A 394-nucleotide genomic window follows, 5' to 3' on the forward strand; every position below is an offset into this window, starting at 1 on the left:
GCCTCGGCCAGTGCCTTGTCGTAATGCAATGGGTTACGGTCGCCGGTCATCTCGGCGAAGGCGTCGATATCCTGCGGTTGGGTGCGCCGCGAGCGCTCGGCAAAGGCGCCCACCTTTGGCCGGCCCTTGGTGACGCCGACCCAGCCGTCCTTCATCACATGCACAGTCATGGCCTTGCTCCGGTTCGGTTGCGATTGAGATTCGAGCCGGCCGAAGCCGGCGGCTCGTCCTGATTGGCCGGCGCCCGATGCGCCGTCGGCCGCGATGCAGGGAAGGGTGCCCGACGGCCAGGCATGGGCTGGCCTGCCAGGGCCTGCACCTCTGCCTTCAGCACGCCGCTGAAGCGGCGATGCCGCCCGCCGCGATCGTCGAGCGTCCAGTCGAAGCCGGCGAT

At 68.8% G+C, this 394-nt stretch carries 1 protein-coding gene; it reads right to left on the minus strand.

The features are described 5' to 3' along the window. Positions 1–166 precede the first annotated feature (166 nt). A partial coding sequence (locus EOA28_RS39820; protein ID WP_210215005.1) for a hypothetical protein occupies positions 167–394 on the minus strand: 228 nt, incomplete at its 5' end.

It is taken from the genome of Mesorhizobium sp. M2A.F.Ca.ET.067.02.1.1 (assembly GCF_004023285.1).
In the GTDB taxonomy this organism is placed as follows: domain Bacteria; phylum Pseudomonadota; class Alphaproteobacteria; order Rhizobiales; family Rhizobiaceae; genus Mesorhizobium.